This is a genomic window from Sphaerisporangium flaviroseum (genome assembly GCF_039537005.1).
Classification (GTDB): domain Bacteria; phylum Actinomycetota; class Actinomycetes; order Streptosporangiales; family Streptosporangiaceae; genus Sphaerisporangium; species Sphaerisporangium flaviroseum.
In genome coordinates this window covers 61,715-82,213 of record NZ_BAAAZR010000035.1, presented here as the reverse complement: position 1 = coordinate 82,213, position 20,499 = coordinate 61,715, and the positions used below count along the sequence as shown (strand labels likewise).

Annotated in this window: 15 protein-coding genes; 6 read left to right on the top strand and 9 right to left on the bottom strand. The window is 68.1% G+C overall.

Features of this window, described 5'->3' with window-relative positions; all coding sequences use genetic code 11:
• Positions 1-395: 395 nt before the first annotated feature.
• Entirely contained in the window at positions 396-1,445 is a 1,050-nt protein-coding gene (locus ABD810_RS31495; RefSeq protein ID WP_344948972.1) for an AI-2E family transporter, read from the top strand.
• A 135-nt stretch (positions 1,446-1,580) separates the two neighbouring features.
• Here the strand turns inward: ABD810_RS31495 and ABD810_RS31490 are convergent, their stop codons facing one another.
• From ABD810_RS31490 to ABD810_RS31480, 3 genes are all read right to left on the bottom strand, one after another.
• Positions 1,581-3,209, bottom strand: a complete 1,629-nt coding sequence (locus ABD810_RS31490; protein ID WP_344948969.1) for an AMP-binding protein — start codon at positions 3,207-3,209, stop codon at positions 1,581-1,583.
• Positions 3,210-3,252: 43 nt separating this feature from the next.
• Positions 3,253-4,500: a hypothetical protein gene (locus ABD810_RS31485; protein ID WP_344948964.1), complete on the bottom strand. Its 1,248-nt coding sequence runs from the start codon at positions 4,498-4,500 to the stop codon at positions 3,253-3,255.
• A 441-nt stretch (positions 4,501-4,941) separates the two neighbouring features.
• Entirely contained in the window at positions 4,942-6,498 is a 1,557-nt protein-coding gene (locus ABD810_RS31480) for a cellulose binding domain-containing protein (RefSeq protein ID WP_344948960.1), read from the bottom strand.
• A gap of 492 nt (positions 6,499-6,990) precedes the next feature.
• Here ABD810_RS31480 and ABD810_RS31475 point away from each other — a divergent pair, with 492 nt between their 5' ends.
• Both ABD810_RS31475 and leuE read left to right on the top strand, forming a co-directional pair.
• Positions 6,991-8,202, top strand: coding sequence for a serine hydrolase domain-containing protein (locus ABD810_RS31475; RefSeq protein WP_344948955.1), 1,212 nt, complete (start codon positions 6,991-6,993; stop codon positions 8,200-8,202).
• A gap of 75 nt (positions 8,203-8,277) precedes the next feature.
• Complete coding sequence (leuE, locus tag ABD810_RS31470; protein WP_344948951.1) at positions 8,278-8,931, top strand: leucine efflux protein LeuE; 654 nt, start codon at positions 8,278-8,280, stop codon at positions 8,929-8,931.
• A gap of 50 nt (positions 8,932-8,981) precedes the next feature.
• Here leuE and ABD810_RS31465 read toward each other — a convergent pair whose 3' ends face one another.
• Positions 8,982-9,320 (bottom strand): luciferase domain-containing protein, encoded by a 339-nt coding sequence (locus ABD810_RS31465; protein ID WP_344948947.1) that lies wholly within the window; start codon positions 9,318-9,320, stop codon positions 8,982-8,984.
• Between the two features lie 278 nt (positions 9,321-9,598).
• Here ABD810_RS31465 and ABD810_RS31460 point away from each other — a divergent pair, with 278 nt between their 5' ends.
• The 3 genes from ABD810_RS31460 (at position 9,599) to ABD810_RS31450 (ending at position 13,967) form a co-directional block, all read left to right on the top strand.
• Positions 9,599-10,249 (top strand): VC0807 family protein, encoded by a 651-nt coding sequence (locus ABD810_RS31460; protein ID WP_344948942.1) that lies wholly within the window; start codon positions 9,599-9,601, stop codon positions 10,247-10,249.
• 119 nt (positions 10,250-10,368) lie between these two features.
• A complete protein-coding gene (locus ABD810_RS31455) occupies positions 10,369-11,073 on the top strand; it encodes an SDR family oxidoreductase (protein ID WP_344948937.1) in 705 nt (234 codons plus the stop codon).
• A gap of 251 nt (positions 11,074-11,324) precedes the next feature.
• Positions 11,325-13,967 carry a PEP/pyruvate-binding domain-containing protein gene (locus ABD810_RS31450; protein WP_344948934.1) on the top strand — a complete coding sequence of 881 codons (2,643 nt, stop codon included), beginning with the start codon at positions 11,325-11,327 and terminating at the stop codon, positions 13,965-13,967.
• Here the strand turns inward: ABD810_RS31450 and ABD810_RS31445 are convergent.
• The 5 genes from ABD810_RS31445 to ABD810_RS31425 all read right to left on the bottom strand — a co-directional run bounded on the left by ABD810_RS31445 (position 13,927) and on the right by ABD810_RS31425 (position 20,205).
• On the bottom strand, positions 13,927-15,138 hold the full coding sequence (locus tag ABD810_RS31445) for a cation:proton antiporter (protein ID WP_344948930.1): 1,212 nt from the start codon (positions 15,136-15,138) through the stop codon (positions 13,927-13,929). The two genes, ABD810_RS31450 and ABD810_RS31445, sit on opposite strands and share 41 nt — an antisense overlap.
• A 169-nt stretch (positions 15,139-15,307) precedes the next feature.
• Complete coding sequence (locus ABD810_RS31440; RefSeq protein WP_344948926.1) at positions 15,308-15,625, bottom strand: hypothetical protein; 318 nt, start codon at positions 15,623-15,625, stop codon at positions 15,308-15,310.
• Between the two features lie 720 nt (positions 15,626-16,345).
• Entirely contained in the window at positions 16,346-16,807 is a 462-nt protein-coding gene (locus ABD810_RS31435) for a hypothetical protein (RefSeq protein WP_344948920.1), read from the bottom strand.
• A gap of 832 nt (positions 16,808-17,639) precedes the next feature.
• Entirely contained in the window at positions 17,640-18,350 is a 711-nt protein-coding gene (locus ABD810_RS31430; protein WP_344948916.1) for a lasso peptide biosynthesis B2 protein, read from the bottom strand.
• A gap of 4 nt (positions 18,351-18,354) precedes the next feature.
• Entirely contained in the window at positions 18,355-20,205 is a 1,851-nt protein-coding gene (locus ABD810_RS31425) for an asparagine synthase-related protein (RefSeq protein WP_344948913.1), read from the bottom strand.
• Positions 20,206-20,499 lie beyond the last annotated feature (294 nt).

Below are 20,499 nucleotides of genomic sequence, written 5' to 3'. Positions count from 1 at the left end.
GCCCTCAGCCTACCAAGCCCACTTGACCGGAGCAAAACCGCGCCTTTGCAGACACTTGACATCCGACCCGCGAAACCAGCTAGCATTCAGGCCACCCCGTCTCCAGGGCAACCCCTCGAACTTACTCGGTCTGTCCTAGCAGCGCAAACGAAACTAGGGAGATCTTTTGGAGGGGTACCGGCATCCACCCAACAAGCGCCCACGCGTCATCCACCAGGAGTGGATCAGCGGGGATGTTGGCCGAGCGATGCCGACGGACAAAAGATTAGCAGCCCCCGGCCAGCTCTCGATCCAAAACGGGCAATGATCGAGTAGAACCTTTCGGCTTCCCTGCCAACGCCAGTACAACTGGCGGTAGAACCGAAGGATCTCCCCTACCCGGATCGAGGCAGGCCGTGAGCGATCGAGCGGTACCCCGAGCGCTGATCATGCTGCTGGTCGTGGCAGCGGCCGTCGTCGCTCTGGCCGGCATCAAGGCGATCGACACGATCATCGGGCCGGTCGTGCTGGCGCTCGTCCTCACGATCGCCGTCTCGCCGATCCGCGACTGGCTCACACGTAAGAAGGCGCCCGGCTGGCTGGTCGTCGCGCTCCCGCTCGCGGTCGTCATCGTCGTCCTGCTCGGCATGGTGGCCATCCTCACCACCGCCGTCGTGCAGATGGCCGTGTTGCTGCCGACCTACTCCGCCCAGTTCAATCGTCTGGTGGCCGACGCCCAGAAGTGGGCGGCCGATCGCGGCATCGCCCCTCAGGTGAACAAGGCACTCCAGTCACTCGACCCCGCCAAGATCTTCGACTTCGCCCAGAGCCTGCTGGCGAGCGTGCTCGGCGTGGTCTCCAGCCTGTTGCTGATCGTCATCCTGCTGCTCGCCATGAGCCTGGACGCGCCGATCATCTCCCGCATCATGTCCGCGGCGTCCGCGGAGCGGCCCGCCATCACGCGAGCGCTCACCACCTTCGCCTACAAGACGCGCCGCTACCTGCTCGTCTCCACGATCTTCGGCCTGATCTGCGCGGCTCTCGACGTGGTCGCGCTGTACATCCTGCACGTGCCGCTCCCGCTCCTGTGGGGGATTCTCGCGTTGATCACCAACTACATCCCCAACATCGGCTTCGTCATCGGGCTGGTGCCGCCTGCTCTGCTCGCGCTGCTCACCGGGGGCGTCCAGAGGATGATCCTGGTGATCGTCGCTTATCTGGTGATCAACGTCGTGGTCCAGTCGTTCATCCAGCCGAAGTTCCTCGGCGACGCGGTCGGGCTGACGACCACGGTGACGTTCCTGTCCCTGATCATCTGGGCGACCGTGCTCGGCCCGCTCGGAGCGCTGCTGGCGATCCCGCTCACCCTGCTCACCCGTGCTCTGTTGATCGACAGCGATCCGAGCGCCAAGTGGTCCGGAGCGCTGGTGTCCGGCGACATACCGAACGACCAGCCGCGCTCTTAAGCTGAATCCAGGTACGTCGAGTCGGCCCCCCCACCCCTCTCTGGCCCTCCGGGATCAGCGGGTGCCCCTGGCCGATCTGCCGGGCATCGAGGTCCACGGGCCTGACGACCTGCAGCGTGCGGTGGCCGGCGCCCCTCAGTACAGGAGGTGGTCCCGGCCGTTCTCGATGAACCGCTTCCGGAGGTCGGAGCGGTCCCCATCGGTCATCCGCACGTAGCGCGGTTCCCGGCCGGGCCGCCAGAAGACCGGATCGCCGCACTCCCACCGCTCCCTGCGCAGGCCGGTCTTGTCCACCTTGTTCGTGGGAGTGAGCGGCATGGCCCGCGTGAGCCGTACGAACCGGGGCGCCCACTTCGTCCCCAGATCGGGCTGCTCCCGCAGGAACGCAGCGAACCGTTCGGGGTCGAAGGGATCGAGCGGGTCGACGAGTTCCAGCGTGGCCATCACCTCGTCGCCGGTTCTCACGTCCGGAACGGCGTACACCGCGCACATCACCACCGGGGCGTATCTGGCGAGGATGCGCTCGACGGGAGCGGCCGCGAAGTTCTCGCCGTCGACGCGGAGCCAGTCCGCGTCCCGCCCGGCGAAGTAGAAGTACCCGTCCTCGTCGCGGTAGCCGAGGTCGCCGCTCCAGTACCAGCCGTCGCGCAGCCGCAGAGCGTCGGCGCCCGGGTTGTTGTAGTACCCCTCGAAGGTGGCGCCGCGCCGGACGATCTCCCCGATCGCCTCGTGGTGGTTGACCAGCTTCCCCTCCGGGTCGAAGACGGCGCGCGGACATTCGAGGCCGGTCACCGGATCGTGGACGGCCAGATCCATGCCGTCCCCGGCCAGGCCGAGGGCGTCCGGAGGTGTCCCCTGCGTCTTGCTGATCGTGATCACGCCTTCGCTGGAGCCGTATCCCTCGATGATCTGGCATCCGAAGCGCCGGGCGAACTCGGCCATGTCCCGTGCCGACGCCTCGGTGCCGAAGGCCGCGACCAGCGGGTTGTCCGCGTCGTCCGGCCGCTCGGGGGTGGCGAGGATGTACGCGAGCGCCCGTCCCACGTAGTTGAAGTACGTAACCCCATATTTCCGTACATCGGGGAGGAAGCCGGAGGCGGTGAAGCGACGGCGCAGGGCCACGGTCGCTCCCGCGTACGTCGCCATGGCCAGGTTGGCCATCACCGCGTTGCCGTGGAACAGCGGCATGGCCACGTAGGTCACCGAGTCCCTGCCGATGCCGAACATGCCCCCGCGCTCCCCGATGTCCGCCAGGCGGCTCTGCGAGCAGATGACCGCCTTGGGCGTGCCCGTGGAGCCCGAGGTGAACAGCAGGAGCAACGGGTCGGATCCTCGCACCGTACGGCTCACCCCGCCGCCGGGCGCCAGGGAGGCCCGGTGGTCCGGCGGGTCCGAGAGCAGCACTGGGACCCCCAGGTCCAGGCCGTCGAGCAGCCCTGCTCCCGCGGAGTCGGTGATCAGGAACAGGCAGTCGGTGTGCCGGATGTCGGCGGCGAGTTCCGCCCCACGCCGGGTGGGATTGACGCCGACGACCGCGGCGCCCGCCAGCGCCGCGCCGAAGATCCAGAAGACGTATTCCGGGACGTTGTCCAGCAGGACGCCGATGTGGAACGGGCGCTCGGGATCGCGCATCGTGCGTGCGAACTCGGCCCGTTTCCGTGCCTCGTGGACGACCCGCGCCCACGTGTAGGTCTCGTCCTCGAACCGGAGACCGGCGTGCTCGTCGTCAGCACGCGCCTCCACCAGCTCCGCGAAGGTCGCCACTCACCGATTTTGAGCAAGCGCTTGGTAAACGTCAACGTCCGGATCAGGCGGAGACGCCCACCGGGGAGCGAGGGAGATCCACGCTGGACGCGGGCGTGCGGCTGCCGGAGCGACGTTCGCCCCACGGCATGGCCGCCACGAGGACGGGGAGCAGCACGGCCGAGCTCATCGCCCACGGCGAGTGCAGGAACCACCAGTTCTCGTTGTCGAACTGCGTCAGGTAGAGGTATCCGACCGCCGCCCAGGTGGAGGTGCCGATGATCGCGGGCCACGCGAAGCGCGTCGGCCTGGCGACGAGGAACGGCATGAACCACATCAGGTACTGCGCCCCCAGGCGCGGGGTCACGACCATGAAGGCGAGCAGGAGGGCCGTGGTCAGGTCGATGGGATCGGCCTTTCGCCACAGGAAGCAGACGACCAGCAGCGTCCCGTAGATCATCCACTGGCCGTAGCGGGCGAGGTCGGCGTCCAGCGTCCAGTCGCCGCCCACGGCGATCGCCGTCCATCCCCACTCCCCGATGATCGGGCGCACGTCACCGATGGTCTTGATGATCGAAGGAAGCTGAGCCAGGGACGTGCCCGCGCCGATGGGCAGGGTGGCCAGGAAGAAGATCGGCGCGACGCCGGTGGCGAAGAACGCGTAGGCGCGGGACCGCAGGTCGGGCAGGAAGAGCAGCATGCCGGGCACCAGCCAGATGGGCCAGCTCTTGGCGCAGAGCGCGAGGCCCATCAGCAGACCGGCGATGATCGCGTTGCGCACGGGCCGCGAGGTCCTGGCGTTCCTGGCCACGATGAAGGCGGCCACGCCGAAGACCAGGGAGACGGGCTCGACCTGGCCGTGCACCGACGCGACCAGCACCGCGAGGGGGTTGCAGGCGTACTGGAAGGCGCGGAGCCCCGCGTCCTTGCCGCCGGCCAGCTTGCCGACGAGGGGGATCAGGATGATGTCCGAGACCACGGTGACCAGGCGGCCGGCCACCTCCCACGGGATGCCCGTCCACAGAAGTAATCCGTAGATGTACGGGATCGTCGGGAGGAAGTGCCAGCCGCCGTTGCTTTCCAGCACGGGGTCCTGGTGGGCGAGGATCGCCTCGCCCGCCGGTTTGAAGCTCTTCATGAAGTCGACCGGTTGCCAGGTGTCGTTGGCCGACAGCACCATAATCAGGACGCGGACGCCGATACCGACCGCGAGAGCGACGGCGAGAGACGGCTTCCAGCCCTTCCACTGAGCGACGACCGCGAGCACGACACCTGATACGAGGACGAACCCCGTGAGAATTGCATAGTCCATGGCGCTCACTAGCCTGCCGGACGACAGACCAAACCGACCACTCGGGTACGAAAATTGCCACCATCTATCCAGAATTGCTCACACAAAGAAGTGTTTTGACTCCAATGGGTGACGATGGGCTGGCTAGTGTGCATCATGGGAGCTCCTCCAGTGGGTCGATGGCCCAAGTAGGAGCCGAGGCGGTGCTCCCGAGGGCGGGAGGCCGGGCACAGGCCCGCACCCCGGGGCGGGCCGGGGTGCGGGGGTGGATGTACGGCCCGCACGACCTCTTGGGGGGTCGAAGCCGCGCGGGCCGTACGATCGGCGGGCCTCGGCCCGGGTGGCGGGCCGTGACCGGTCCGGGCACCCGAGCGGCGGGGTTCGCGCACCCGGGTGACCGGTTCGGGACCTCGAGTGGCGCGGTTCGCGCACCCGGGTGACCGGCGGGGAGTCCGGTGCGGGCTAGAAGCCCGCGGTGATCGAGGTGAACTGCCAGTTGCTCTGGCTGGTGCCGCTGCAGGACTCGTTCACCCCGCCGCCGGGGCAGGGACGGTCGCGGTTGACCGACCAGAAGGCGAGCCGGGCCAGGCCCCTCGCCTTGGCCCAGTCGCGGATCTGGGTCCAGATCGCGGGGGTGGTGAGCTCCTGCTGGTCGGACAGGCCGTTCATGCCGGAGATACCCATGTGGGAGTAGGCGGTCGCGTCGGACCAGCCGAAGGCCGACTTGAGCGCGTTCTTCAGGCCCTCGGAGGCGTTGACCGTGTTCTGGTACATGTTGGCGCCGCCGCCGAAGTCGAAGGGCATGATCGTGAACACGTCGATGTTCGCGCCGAGCGCCGCGGCCCGGTTGATCAGGCGGGTGCCGTAGTACGTCGGGCCGGTGGTGCTGGTGCCGAACGTCACGATCGTCTTGATGCCCGGGTTGTTCTGCTTGACGATCTTCAGCGCGTTGAGGATGCGGTCCTGTACCGCCTCGTTCTCGAACTCGTCGCTGTTCTCGATGTCGATGTCGATGGCCTTGAGGTTGTAGGCGCTGATGACCTGCTGGTAGGCGCCCGCCAGCGCCTGCGGCGTGGAGCAGTTCGGGCCGAGCTTGTTGCCGCTCCAACCGCCGAACGACGGCACGATGTCACCGCCCGCCGCGCGGATCTGGGAGATCGCCGCGGCGTCCGCACCGCCCTGGAGCGGGCGCTGGCCGTCCCATGCCGGGGTGCAGCCGCCACCGGAGAGAATGAACGCCATCGTGAACCACTTGACGCCGGTCGCGTTCATGACGGTCGTCGGGCTGGGCGGGTTGCCCCATCCCATGTACAGGTACGGCGCACCCTTTCCGCCGGTGGGGACGGTGCATCCGGTGGTCGTACCGGTGACCGGGGAACTCGCGGCGGACTCCCCTGCCGAGTTGTACGCCTTGACCGTGTAGGTGTGCGTCGTGCAGGTGCCGAGGGAGCCGATGGTGGCCGAGGTGCCGGTGGCCGTGGCCCTGAGGGCCGAGCCCTCGTACACCCGGTAGCCGGTGACGGTGCCGCTGGACGCCGGCCAGGAGAGGGAGATCGACGTGTTCGCGGTGCCGGTCACGGTGGGGGTGCCGGGTACGCCCGGAGCGCCGGGGTTGGTCGGGCCGCCGCCAGAGCACGATGCGCCGTTGAGCGTGCAGTTCAGCGGGGCGCTGAAGTTGCCCGGCGCGCCGTTGAAGCCGAAGCTGACGCTGGCGCCGGCGGGCAGGGTCGGTGCCCAACTCGGGTTGGTGAAGGTGTAGTGCTGACCGCTCCTGGTCATCGCCGCGTCCCACGAGGTGGTGACCGAGTAGCCGGCGGGCAGGTCGAAGGCCACGCTCCAGCCGTTCAGGGCGGTGGAGGTGCCGTTGGTGATCGTGTACTTGCCCTCGAACCCGCTGCCCCAGTCCTGGGGCTTGGTGAAGGTGGCGGTCGCGGAGGCCGCCAGGGCGGGCGCGGTCGTCATGACCAGTACGGCTGCCGCGGCGACCAGGGCCGCAACACATAGGCGGATGAATCGCATTGAAGCTCCTCGTTGTGCCGGTACGGCCGGCGCGAGCCGTACCGGCGGTCAGATGGCGGCCCGTGAAGGGCGGGGGGTGTCCGAGGCCGTGTGAACTTGGGCTTGCCGGACCGCGAAGCCCTTGCTCGTCGGCCTGAGAAGGCTTTGCTGGTCGGCCCGTGAAGGCTTTGAAGATCGAGATGTCGCGCGCGCGTCCGCCTAGGTGGTGCTCTGGCCGGTGTCGTTCTTGCCGAGGCCTCCACATCTTTTAGGAAAGTTTCCTAAGAGTTGCCGCGATCGTAGCTCCGCTCCCACGTGCCCACAAGGCCCAAACTCCACGGTTTTCCCGCAGGCAGATCCGACCTGACAGGAAGGCCAACCGGTCTACCTCCCTGCCTGGAGCGGTCCGTGTAGAGGCCACCTTTCGCGGGTGGGCCTACAACCGGTCAAGGAGCGCGGTGAGGGAAGCCTGGACCATGGACGGGACGGATCATGGGTGGTTCAGTCACGTATATGGCAATCGACGGCACTTGTGATGACAAGTACACCGAGGTCCGGGACGAGTTCGAGCGGAACTTCGCCGAGCGCGGCGAGATCGGCGCCTCCGTGTGCGTCACCGTGGACGGCGAGACGGTCGTCGACCTGTGGGGCGGCACGGCGAACCCTGAGACCGGGCAGGAGTGGCGGCAGGACACGATCGGGCACGTGTGGTCCTGCACGAAGGGTGCCACCGCGCTGTGCGCCCACATTCTCGCGTCGCGCGGCGAGCTGGACCTCAACGCCCCCGTCACGAAGTACTGGCCCGAGTTCGGCGCCAAGGGCAAGGACGGCGTTCTCGTCAGGCACCTGATGACCCACTCGGCCGGCCTGCCGGCGTTGCGCGACCCGCTTCCTCCCGGCGCCTTCTACGACTGGACGTTGATGACCGAACGCCTGGCGGACGAGGAGCCGTTCTGGGCGCCGGGGACGATGCAGGGGTATCACGCGCTGACCTTCGGCTTTCTCGTCGGCGAGGTCATCCGGCGTGCGAGCGGGCGATCGCTCGGCACGTTCTTCCACGAGGAGGTCGCCGGCCCGCTCGGGCTGGACTTCTGGATCGGCCTGCCCGAGAGCCACGAGGGGCGCGTGGCCCCGACCATCCCCGCCGGCCCGCCCGCGCCCGGCGATCCCGTCCCGAGCTTCTACCAGCTCGCGTTCGCCGATCCCACCTCGATTCCCTCGCTCCTGCTCGGCAACAACGGCGGCTACATGCTGACCCCCGGGGAGTCGGACTCGAGGGCCGCGCACGCCGCCGAGATCGGCGCCGTCGGTGGGGTGACCAACGCCCGCGGGCTGGCGGGCATGTACCGCCCGCTCGCCCTCGGCGGCGGCCTCGTGTCGACGGACCAGATGGTGGTGATGGGCTCGGTCGCCGCGGCGACCCAGTCGGACGCGGTCCTGCTCGTGCCCACCCGCTGGTCGATGGGGTTCATGAAGGCCATGGACAACAGGTACCTGCCGCCCGCCGACAGCGAGGGCGTCCTGCTGTCGGAGGACGCGTTCGGGCACGCGGGGATGGGCGGTTCGCTGGGCTTCGCCGATCCCCTGCCGCGGATGTCCTTCGGCTACTCCATGAACCTGCAGGGCACCGGGCTGGGGATCAACGCACGTGGCCAGTCGCTCGTGGACGCGGTCTACCGCGCGCTGGGGTACCGCCAGGCGTACGGCGGGGTCTGGTACGTCTGAGCTGACCCGCCCGGAAAGCAGGGTCGGGCCAGGTATACCGTGATGTGTCCCCTCAGGTTATGGAGCTTTGGCGGCATGTTCTTCGGCATCACCAACATCTGGGCCTACGTGATCGGGGCGTTCCTGATCATCCTGCTTCCCGGGCCGAACTCGTTGTACGTCCTGTCCATCGGCGCCCAGCGTGGCGTGCGGACCGGATACCGTGCGGCGGCCGGGGTGTTCGTCGGGGACACGGTGCTGATGGTGCTGTCGGCGGCCGGCGTCGCCTCGCTGCTCCAGTCCACGCCGCTGCTCTTCAACGTGGTGAAGTACGCCGGCGCGGGCTACCTCGCGTGGATCGGGATCGGCATGATCCGATCGGCCTGGAGTTCCTGGCGGGGAAAGAAGGACGGCCCGGCTGAGCGGCCCGGCGAGACGGTCGACCTGGCGGACCCGTTCAGGAAGGCGCTCACGATCAGCCTGCTGAACCCCAAGGCGATCCTTTTCTTCATCTCGTTCTTCGTGCAGTTCGTCGATCCGCACTACGGCGCCCCGGTGATCTCTTTCCTGATTCTCGGCGCGATCTGCCAGCTTTTCAGCGTCCTGTATCTCACCACTTTGATATTCGGCGGCGTCTACCTGGCGAGCCAGTTCCGGCGGCGCAAGCGGCTCACGGCCGGCCTCACCTCGGGTGTGGGCGCGCTCTTCCTCGGGTTCGGCGCCAAGCTCGCCACATCCAGCCTCGGCTGACCTCTTCGCCCCGATCGCGACTCCGGCGCTGTGGCAGGGTCCCGCGATCTCTAGCTCTGGTTGGCCTTGAGCGCGACGCTCACCAGCGACAGGAACATCTCGGCGTCGGAACGGTCCTCTATCTGGACCCTGATCCACCCGGCGTTGTGACCTGGTGTGACTCGATGAGAATCGGCGAGCACTCTGGCCCACCGGTCGATGACCGGCACGGTGAGCCTCAGTTCGGCCGTGTGATCGCCCGACATACGGATGATCTCCCGGCCACGGGTGCGGAACCGTATGGCTCTGCGGGTGTGGCTCACCGCGAGATCGGGCCAGTGCGTCAGCTGGACCGCGACATCGGCCACGCACCCAGCGGAGCGGACATGCGTGCGTGAGAGCACTGCCATGGCTTCATGCTCGCGGGCTGCTTGGTATGTGGAAACCCTCCGTTCCCGAACCGTTATCGGATGTTCAGTTGCACCAGAACGGGAAGACATACTCGCAGGGTGAGACGTTGATCCGAGAAAAGGATCTTTTCCGGCTTGTGTACCTGTTAGCAGGACATTGTGTACGGTGGGCCACCAATGACCACAATCCGGTGTTTCGGGCAGGTTTTGGGGTTTCCTTCTCCGGGTAGTCGCGGAGGCCTTAGCGTCGGTCTTCCGTCATCTTCCCTGGGAGAAGCATGAACGCTCCGTCCTTCACGCTCCCGAGGATCACCGCGCTACTCAGGCAGGCTGTTCCGAGGCTCCTCGAGGGCGTCGTGGCGCCTCTCGCCGTCTTCTACGCCGCTCTGGCGGTGCTCGGCCTGAACGGGGCGCTGATCGCCGCGGTGACGTGGGTGTACGGCGGAGTGCTGTGGCGGGTCGTCCGCCGGAGGCCGGTGCCGGGGACGATGGTGCTCGCGGCGATCGCCATCACCGCGCGAGCGGCGCTCGGATTGTGGACGGGCAGCGCCGTCGTCTACTTCCTGCAGCCGGAGCTGGGCACGATCTGCATCAGCATGGCCTTCCTGGCGTCCGTACGGCTGAATCGCCCCCTGGTCCAGAAGCTCACGCTCGACTACATCCACCTGCCCTCGACCGTGCTCCGGCACGAGCGGGTCCGGCGGTTCTTCGCCCGGATCACGCTGCTGTGGGCGTTCGTGCTGCTGGCCAACTCCACGGTCAGCATCTGGCTGCTGCTGCACCAGTCGATCGGCACGTATCTCCTGGTGCGCACCTCGGTCGTCGCCGCCATCAGCGGCGTGGCGGTCGGGATCTCCATCTACGCGTTCCGCCGGGTGCTGCGCCGTCTGCACGCCGACACCCCGGTGCGGGCGCTCACCGCGGGCTGACCCTCCCGGCGGCCCCACGATCGCCATCACTACCCGCCCAGTATGTGGGCCATGGCGAGGTAGGCGAGGATGGGGGCGTTTCTACCGTGGAGAGGATTGCAGCTATGGGATGCGCGCTCGTGACAGGAGCATCGCGAGGGCTCGGCGCGGTCATCGCCGAGCGGCTGGCGGCCGACGGGTGGAAGGTCGTCGTCAACTACGCCAACGACACCGCCGGGGCGACCGCCGTGGCCGACCGCATCGGGGTCGCGGCCTACGTGTCCCGCTTCGACGTGACCGACGAGGAGTCCGTACGGCGGGGCGTGGCCGAGATCCGCGAGAACGCCGGCCCGATCGACGTCGTGGTCAACAACGCGACCGGGCCGCAGCCGATGATGCCGATCGAGAAGCAGACCTGGGACGACCATCTCGACCAGCTCCGGTTCTTCGTCAAGGCTCCGCTGCTGCTGCTCCACGCCGTCCTGCCGGACCTCCGGGCCGCCGCGCACGGGCGCGTCATCAACATCGGCAGCGAGGTCGCCGACCTCGGCAACGCCGACTTCGGTCACTACGTGTCGGCCAAGGCGGCCATGCACGGCCTCACCCGGTCCTGGGCCCGCGAGCTGGGCCCACTCGGCATCACGGTCAACACGGTGGAACCCGGCTGGATCCCGGTCGAACGCCACGAGGGCTCTGATTTCAGCGAGTACCTCAACGGCCTGCCGCTCGAGCACATGGGGGTGCCCGCCGACGTCGCCGAGGCCGTCGCCTTCCTCGCGTCCCCGGGCGCGAAATTCATCACCGGTCAGCGCCTCGCCGTCAACGGCGGCAACACGATGAGCTAGTCCGGGACCCCGTCACCCGGCCACCCCTCGCTCGGCCGGGTGACGCTCGTGGATGGGTCGCTTGATCGGATTTCATTGTCTGTTGATTTCAACGATTGATGAGTTTATGGTGAGGGCATACACCGATTGTCCGAAGCGAGGCCCGGAAGAGCCGAGTCAGCGGCCCTCCGGTCGCCTCAGGGAGATGGGCCATGTTGAAGTCCGACAGTCACCGGTCAGCCGATCTCGAGCCCTCTGGCCAGCCGCTCATCATGAAATTTCAGGACATCACGGCTGAGATGCTGCCCCTGGTCGGCGGCAAAGGCGCGAATCTGGGCGTGCTCACGCGGGCCGGGATGCCCGTCCCCCCTGGGTTCTGCCTCACGACGGAGGCGTATCGCCGCGTCGCCGGTGCCGCAGGGCTCGAAAGCGTGCTGGACGCCCTGTCGCGCACCGCTCCCGGCGACACCGTCGCCCTGGCCGAACTCGCCGGTCGCGCCCGTGCGCTCGTCCTCGCTGCTCCGGTCCCCGACGACATCGCGCAGGCCGTACGGCAGAGCGCCGGCGAGGCGGTGGCCGTGCGGTCATCGGCCACCGCCGAGGACCTGCCCGACGCCAGCTTCGCCGGCCAGCAGGACACCTACCTCAACGTGATCGGGCCGGACGCGGTGCTCGACGCGGTCCGCCGGTGCTGGGCCTCGCTGTGGACCGACCGCGCCGTCGCCTACCGTGCCGCCAACGGCATCGACCACGGCGCCGTGCACCTGGCGGTCGTCATCCAGGAGATGGTCCAGTCCGAGGTCGCCGGAGTGATGTTCACCGCCAATCCGGTCACCGGGCGCCGCCACGAGGTCGTGATCGACGCCAGTCCCGGGCTCGGCGAGGCCGTGGTCTCGGGCGCCGTCAACCCGGATCACTTCGTGGTGAGCCCGTCCAAGAAGATCACCGAACGGCGGCTCGGCGACAAGCTGATGGCCGTGCGGTCGCTCCCGGGCGGCGGCACGGAGCAGCGGACCGTCCAATCGGTCCCAGATGATGGCACCGAGCAGGTAGGGGGACGGGCGTGTCTGAGTGACGAGCAGGTCGTCGCGCTGGCCAGGCTGGGAGCCCGGGTCGAGGACCACTACGGCTCCCCGCAGGACACCGAATGGGCGATCGACGCGTCCGGCACCCTCTGGCTGACCCAGGCACGGCCCATCACCACCCTGTATCCCCTGCCCGAGGGCAAGGACGGCCTGCGGGTGTACTTCAACTTCAGCCTCGCCCAGGGCCTGCACCGGCCGATCACCCCGATGGGCATCTGGGCGTTCCGGACGCTGGCCTCCTCCGTGCCGCTGGTCTACGGCCGGCCGGTCGGCTACTGGCCCGGCGGCACCACGCCGCTGGCAGAGCCCGGCATGCGACTGTTCGCGGACATCACCGGCATCATGCGCAGCAGGGCGGGCCGGGCCATCTTCCCCCGGATGCTCGACGTCATGGAGACACGGTCGGCCGTGGTCCTTCGCGGGCTGTTCGACGACAAGCGGCTGAGCCTGACCCAGCCGTCGCCGCTCCCCGCCCTGCGCCGGGCTCTGCGGATCGCCATCAGATACCGCATACCGGGAAGGCTCGTTCAGGCCGTCGTCCGCCCGGAGACCTCGCATCAACGCGTCGCCTGGGTCGGCGACCGGATCAGGGAGCGGCTCGCACCGCCCGCGGGGATGACCCCCGCACAGCGGCTCGACCACGTGGAGCGCGTCCTGAGCACGCGGGTGCTCCCCATGATGCCCAACATCGTCCCGGGTCCGCTGGCCGGAGGCCTGATGCTGGGCCTCGCCGGCCGTCTCCTGCGCGGCCGGGTGAAGCCGGGCGAGCTCCTGGCCGTGCTCCGCGGCCTGCCGAACAACGTCACCACCGAGATGGATCTGGCCCTGTGGCACGCCGCCACCCGGATCCGCGCCGACGAGCCCTCCGCCCGTGCGCTGAGCGGCCCCGCCCTCCCCGAGGGGGAGCTGCCTCCCGTGCTGCGGAAGGAGCTCACGGAGTTCCTGGCCAAGTACGGCCACCGGGCGGTCGCGGAGATCGATCTCGGTGTGCCGCGATGGTCGGACGACCCCTCGCACGTACTGGGCGTGCTCGCCAACTACCTGCGGCTGGACGACCCGGCGCTGGCACCGGACACGCAGTTCGCCCGGGGAGCACGCGAGGCGGAGGCGATGGTCGACACGCTCGCCCGCCGGGCCGGCATGCTGCGCGGGCGCGTCGTCCGATTCGCCCTGCACCGGGCCCGGGAGCTGGTGGGCTACCGGGAGATGCCGAAGAACTACTTGATCCTCGCGCTGGCCGAGATGCGGAGGCAGATCGCGACGGTGGGCGTCGAACTGGCCGGAAAGGGCCTGCTGGCGAGCCCCGACGACGTGTTCATGCTCGGCCTGCCCGAGGTCCGGGCCGCTCTCGGCGGCACCGACCAGCGTGAGCTCGTCGCGCGCCGGCGTGCGACGTACGAGCGGGAGATGCGGCGCAGGCACCTCCCCCGGGTCCTGCTCTCCGACGGCACCGAGCCCGAGGCCGTGGGGGCGGCGCCCCCCACCGAGGGCGCGCTGACGGGCACACCGGCCTCGCCGGGCACCCTGACCGGCACCGCACGGGTCGTGCTCGACCCGGTGGGAGCGCATCTCGAGCCCGGAGAGATCCTGGTCGCGCCGTCCACCGACCCCGGATGGACCCCGCTCTTCCTGACGGCGGGCGCGCTCGTCATGGAGATGGGCGGGGCGAACTCCCACGGCGCGGTCGTGGCCCGTGAGTACGGCATCCCAGCCGTGGTCGGGGTCGCCCAGGCCACCTCGCGGATCACCACCGGCCAGAAGATCACCGTGGACGGCACCTCCGGAGCCGTCATTCTGGACCCGCCCTCAGAGGCACCTCCCTCTTCGTGACGGGGAACAGCGAGGCCGGGATCACGCGGACCAGCGCTTCAGAGCGTCCGGCGAGCAGCGGGCCCATGATGGCCAGCACGAACACGTAGCCCGCGATGAAGGGGGCCAACCGGCCGTCGAGCCCGGCCCCCAGCGCGAGCGCGGCCAGGATCAGCGCGAACTCCCCCCTCGACAGCACGGTGAGCCCGATGTTGATCGCCTCCTGACGGCCGTACGAGTGCAGGCGTGCGGCGATCACTCCGGCGAGGAGGTTCAGCAGCACCGTCAGCACGACCGCGATAACGATGGGGACCACCACCGGCCCGAGATCACCCGGGGCGATCGACAGGCCGAACGAGAAGAAGAACAGCGCGGCGAACGCGTCGCGCAGCGGATGGACGAGCGTGCGGATCCGGGGCGCGGCGTTCGTGGTGGCCAGGATCAGGCCGATCATGAAGGCGCCGATGGCGTCGGAGACGCCGAGCTCCTCAGCGAGGCCCGCGGTCAGCACGGCCAAGCCGGTGAACATCACCACGAGCAACTCGTTGTCGCGGGTCTCCACCAGCTTGCCGACGAAGCGGGAGCCCCACCGTGCCACGGCGGTCAGCACGATGAGGAACGCGAAGGCCTTGGCGACCGCGATGACCGCCTCGCCCGCGGTGTCGGCGTGGCCGAGCACTGGCTGCAACAGGGCCAGATAGAGCGCGAGGAAGATGTCCTCCACGACGATGATGCCGAGGATGAGGCGGGTCTCCGGATCACCCAGCCGCCTCAGGTCCACGAGTAGCTTGGTGACGATCGCCGACGACGAGATGCCGATGACCCCTCCCAGGACCAGCGCCTCCCTGCCGCCCCAGCCGAGCGCGAACCCGAACGCCAGCCCGCCTCCCACATTCAACAGCAGGTAGATCCCGCCGGCGGCCAGGAGCCGGCCACCTCCTTGGACGATGTCGTCGAGCGAGAACTCCAGCCCCAGATAGAAGAGCAGGAAGATGAGGCCGAGCGCGGCGACGACCTTCAGGTCGGCGGGGTTCTCCACCAGGGCGAGCCCGGGGGTGTGCGGGCCGAAGATGATCCCCGCCAGCATGAACAGGGGGATGGTCGGCAGCCCGATCCTCGCGCCCAGCCGCGCGACGACACCGGCGGCGAGGAAGGACCCGCCCAGGGCGACAAGCTCGTCAGCCAGTGCCATGGTGTCTCCCTTCGCGGCTGAAGAGGGACAGGGCGGGAACGTGTTGATGGGTCATCGGTGACCTCCGGCAGGTCGTCGTCGCTGTCAGAGCGCGCGGAGACGATCTCGGACCGGTCAGGGGCGGATCGTCGCCGCCACCGGGCTCGGCGAAGCCCGGGATCACGAGGTGTCAGAGACCGATGGCCGGAGGGGCACGGGGCAGGGACGGCTCGTACGCCGCCCGTCCGTGGAGGGGTGCGAGGCGCTCGCCGGCCAGGAGCCCGCCCACCTGCCCGCCGGCAGGAGAGACGGCCGAGGACGGCAGGTCCGCCGAGCCGGTCTGCGGGGGGACGATCCGCTGCTGCGCCGTACTCGGCAGCGCTTTGACGAGCAAGGGCCCGTCGGCGGCCGTGATGTCGGGGGAACGTCCGTGGAACTCCGCCGGCCCGCCATGGGAGAGGCCGAAACCGGTCAGGGCGGCGAGCAGGACCACGAGGGTCGCGTACACGAGAGGGGGAACCGCTCTGGGAACGGCGATCGCATCCGATCGTCTCCTCAAGCGCCTGGTCCCCTCTCTTTGGCGTGCGCCGATTTTATCATTTCACCTCAAACCGACCACAACGCTGGAGTCCTTGGGGGGCAGGACGGCATGGGGTCTGCCAGGGTTTACCGGCCTGGGACTACCGAGGTGGACCGGCCCGGGTCTACCGGGAGCAGGCCGGCCCGGGTCTACCGGGAGCAGGTCAGGTCGGGTTTATCGGGAGCAGGGCAGGTTGAGGGTCATGCGGAGGAGGGTCAGGAGATGCCGGACGGTCATAGGCCCTCCCGGCACCCATTTGATCGGGTGACCCCATTGACACCCACCCAGCCCATCACCACCCCAACACCGACCAGATAGAGACCTACCCGGAGCAGGACGGCCCGGGGCCTGCCGGGGTGAACCCGCCCGGGACTATCGGGAGCAGGCCGGCCCGGGTCTATCGGGAGCAGGCCGGTCCGGGTCTATCGGGAGCAGGTCAGGAAAATGGACCTACCGGGGGCGAACCAGGCCGCAGGCCACCGGAACGGACCGGACCGCGGGCCACGGGCACGGACTAGGCCGCGGATCGCAGGAGCGAACGCGGGCCAGGTCTGCCGGAGACAGACCAGTCCGGTCCTATCTGAGCCCGCCAGGCTGAGGATCATGGAGATGAAGGTCGGCGGTTTCCGTCACTGGGACGCCGTGGCGTCAGCTCTCCGGGAGGCACTGTGTCTTGCCGGAGATCTCCACGTTGGGTTGCCGGGTTCGTAGCGTGACCGTGAAGACGATGCCGAGGGACCGCTTCTCCAGCACGCTGACGTTCACGCCGAACTGCGCGTGTGGTCCCTCGGCCTCCTGGTAGCCCATCGTGTGGAACTCGCTGGCCAGCGCGGATGTGACCGCCGCCGACGCCTGTGCCGGGTCGATGCCTTGTGGGAGGTCGCCTGTCATCGTGTAGAGGCTCCGCTTGGTGCCCGCCTGGCAGCCGGAACCGTCGGTGGTGAGGGCCGTGCTCTTGCGTGCCAGCTCGATCCGGCCGAGCACGGCACCGTCCTGGCGCAGGACGCTTGTCGTCTCTCCGAGCGACGGCCCGGCCCCGCAAGCGGTGGCCAGCACGAGAACCAAGGCGCACACCCCGAGACATCGCATCCCGGCCACTTTACCGATCATCCAGCCCCCTTCACGAAGCCCGGCGGCCACCTCCCGACTTCGATACCCATGAGCCATGAGCTGTGCCGGCCGCGCTCGACGATGAGCCACGAGCCACGAGCCACGAGCCATGAGCCATGAGCCATGAGCCATGAGCCACCGGTCACGATGCCACGGTCGGCGTGCTGAAGGCGGCGTTGACCACGGTCATCGCCGCCTTCGGAGCTCACGGACGCGTTTGGGCGCCCTCAGGCTGCTCATCTCCTTTGTCCGGCGTTCTGGCGCTGTGGAGAACGTCATAGAGGAGCGCCGCGACCGCGGCGGCCGAACCGAGCGGCACAGCCCAATCCGGTTGCAGTGCCGTGATTCCTCCGACGGCGGCGGCGACCGCCACGATGGCCACCGCTCGCCAGGCGCGTGGTCGCGATACTCGTGGGCGCTCGCGGAAAAGAAACCTGATCATGCCTCCCACCCCTCTGTTCAAGGCCGCGGCTCGGACGGCACTTTCGCGGCACCTTTTTTTGGACTCGGCGTCGCGGGAGAAGAAAAGGTGTCCGCAAGCGTGACAAGGACCATGACAGGCGAGAGCGTTGAGCACTCTCGACATCAGATGCGTCGGGTGAGACTCCATTGTCGCCGCCATCGGCATTCCTTGTCCGCGTCCGCAGAATAATGCCCGACATCTCTAGAGAACAATGGCATGATCGACATCGGGATATACGCCGGTAGGCATGGGAATGTGTTTCGCAGGATATCCGCCGTGAAAGCGCCGGCGCACGTGTGATTCGATCGTCGAGGGGAACCACCGACCTGCTGTGGCGTTCGAATCCACCGCAGTTACTTTGCTGTCACCTCACAAGGTCATCATCTTGCGATAGGTCGCCCTCGTCCACGTATCGTCGGCAGGTTCGATGGGTTTCCCGTCGACCTCTACCCAGGCGTGAAAACGATAAGGATCGACGGCCACGCCGAGACACCAGTCCAAGCGGCGAAAGCTCAGCGCCGCCCACACCACGGCTGCGAGCGAGATCTCCAGGCACGCGGCGCGCCCCGGATAGTGGCGGGCGACTCTGTGGACGGTCGCCACGATCCGCGCGGCCTGTTCGGCGGTTACCGGCTTGCCTATCTGTCGGATGCGAGCACGGCCGACCATTCGGCATACCCGCTCGAAGCGCAATAGCAGCAGCGCGCAGGCCAGCGTCAAGCAGACGATCGCGACCGCCTTCGATGGGAGCGTCGCCTTCGATTCGAGGGGGGCGGCATCGACCATCGGAATGCCCACGGTCCGTTCCGGCAGGCTCACCTCGAGCACACCGGAGCGCACGAGATGGTCGAGCAGCAGGGACACGTCCTTGCGAATCCGCTCGACAGGGACGTGCGGATACCGGAGTGTCAACGCGACCACTCCGTCCTCGAAGCCGCCACCGCTGTTCCAAATAGTCAGCAGGTCTGCCGCCGTGGAGTTCGTGGCATAGAGAACGTCAGCGGCTCCGTCGAGCAGGATGGCGCCGTGCGGAGAGTCGGAATGCCGGCTCATACGGGGGGACAGGCGGAATCGGAGCATGACATCAGCTCGCTGTGTCCAGGCGCATCCAGATTTCAGATGCCAGCAGCCGGTTGAGCGGGCCCATCGGTACGGCGACGCCGGTGAAGAGCTTCGAGAGCGTGGTCCGGACCGCGCCAGAGTCGATCACACCCAGCTTGGCCAAAACGGAGTCGTCGAGAAGAGCCATGATGTCCGACCGGGCCTGCCGGGCGCCGCGATATTCCTCCGTCTGATGATTGCCCTTGGTGGCCCGCCCGGTGATCTCCGTCGGCACGAGTCCGTGCAGTGCGGCGGCGAGAAGAGGCTTGAACAGGCGATGATGGGTTCTCTGCGTCACCGGGAGGCTCAGGCAGGCGTCCACCACAGAGTTGTCGAGAAAGGGTGCGTGCACCGCCACACCGTCTCGGGCCCCCAGCTCTCGCAGGTATCGCTGAGCCTCCGCCGCGCTGCGCAGCTCGGTCAACACCGCTTGCGTGCCCGGGGTGATGCCGCGGGGAAGGGCTTGGAGGATCGCCGGATCCTCCGCAGCGGCCGCCAGGGCCTCCCGCATGTCGGCTGTCAGCCAGCAAACGACCTCTTGGGCTGGTGTGAGCCGGCTGTGTCGCGTATCAGGGTGACGCAGCCGGCGCGCGAGCCGGCGCAGAGCCATACGCTCGCTGGTGCAGGCCTGGAAAGCCACCTTCGCCAGCGTCGCCGCTGGAGAGACATGACGGACACGTGCGAGAGCCGTACCGTCGCGAACCGTGCGAAGCACGGCGCCTTGGCGGGCCAGATCGACAAGTCGCGAGCGTCCCGCCCAGAGCAGCGCGTCGCCGCCCTCTCCGGTGAGGTGCACACCAGAGGACTGGGCTGCTGCCCACTGGACGCGCAGGCGGGCCCGCCGGTACGCGAGCGCGCACGAGGTGGGCTCGCCTGGGACGAACATGTCGGCGTCGAACAGTCCACGGTAAGGCAGCGTCTCCTTACCTCCGTGAACCACGCTGAGCTTAAGCGCGTCATCGAGATCTGCCGCCCGGACCGCTTCAGCTAGATCTGCGGTGGGCGCCGCGCGATTGTGGTAATTCACCGCGCGTATCGGACCGCCCAGCAGGTGCGCGGTGAGACACGCGATCGCCGCGGAATCGACCCCGCCGCTGAGGTCGGTCGTTATGGGGCCGCGAGGACCGCGCCTCTCAATCGCGTCAACAAGAGATCTTCGTAGCGAGTCGGCGGCTTCGGTGAAGGTCACTCCGTGCCTCGGAAGACGGTCATGGTACCGGCGTGTCCGGACACCGTCGCGCGTCACCTCGAGCATGGTGGCTCCCTCGACCGGATACACGCCGGTATAGGGAGACCTGCCGAGATGGAGTCGCAGGGTATCCGCGAAGGCAATACGAGCGGCCGTCGCCAAAGAATCAGGCGCCCTGCCGTGTAGCGCTGCCACGACACGGGAGTGCGTGGCCATGACGAACTGCCCGTCACATATCGAGAAGTGGGCGGTGAACTGGCCTGCCAGGTCGGTGTAGAGGAGAACCCGGTCGGGCTGCGCCACGAGACACAAGTACGCGCCCGGCCAATCGGTCAAGCGATCGAATTCGCCACGCTCCGCCACCACTGAGAATTCCTGTCGCACCTGCGCCTCGGGCAGCAGACAGTGACCGAGAACGAGCAGCCGGCTCGGACCACACACGGCGGTGATGATCTCGGACTTCTGCCAGGGACCGTAGGCTCGCACCGACTCGGCGCCCGGCCAGACCAGGTCGCCGGGTAACCGCATGCCCGGCATGGGGCCGCAAAGGCGACCGTCCTTGTGACCGACGGCGACGAAACCCGGCGTTCCCCGCGTTATACCTGGCAGCTTGGAGCTGTCGAGGTTCGTAGGTACCAAGTTCATGAGAGTCATAGGGGCATTAGTAGTAATACTGCGAGTTCGCGTCGGCGTTGCCGCTCGACGAGCTACCCCGGAATTGGTCGCGGAGCCGACCTAGGCGGATCAGAACAGGCGGTTCGTAAATCGGATCCGGTTCGTCTCGCCCGGCACCTTCACCTGGGACATCAGCCTCAAAACCGCCCGTATCCGTCATAAACCACCACCTGTGTGAGTGCCTCCTGCCACCTCGCCGGAACGGCGTATCTCTGACATTCCGCATCCATGCGTCCGATGAGTAGCAGGACTCTAGCTGACGAT